The following is a 246-nucleotide window of genomic DNA, read 5'->3' as shown; positions in this document are numbered from 1 at the left end:
CTCGACGATCTCTGCATCCGCTTCGGCCAGACACCCGTCGTCAGGCATTTCTCCCTTGAGGTCCGACGGGGAGAATGCCTGGCCATCGTCGGCGAGTCCGGGTCGGGCAAGTCCGTCAGCCTGTTGGCGAGTCTTGGCCTGCTGCCGGGGCATGCGCATGTCAGCGGGCAGCGTGAATTCACGCGGCCGGACGGCAAGACGCTGGATCTCGCTGCCCTGACGCCACGCCAGTGGCAGCGGGTGCGC

Annotated in this window: 1 protein-coding gene; it reads left to right on the top strand. The window is 67.5% G+C overall.

All coding sequences use genetic code 11. The features are described 5' to 3' along the window. Positions 1 to 246 (top strand): ATP-binding cassette domain-containing protein (locus R0J88_RS22550; protein ID WP_410901253.1); only part of this gene is annotated, 246 nt, incomplete at both ends.

The organism is Pseudoalteromonas sp. SIMBA_162, from assembly GCF_046535955.1.
GTDB classification, from domain to species: Bacteria; Pseudomonadota; Gammaproteobacteria; order Enterobacterales; family Alteromonadaceae; genus Pseudoalteromonas; species Pseudoalteromonas marina.
The sequence above is the reverse complement of the archived record's forward strand: the minus strand, read 5'-3'. Positions and strand labels throughout refer to the sequence as shown.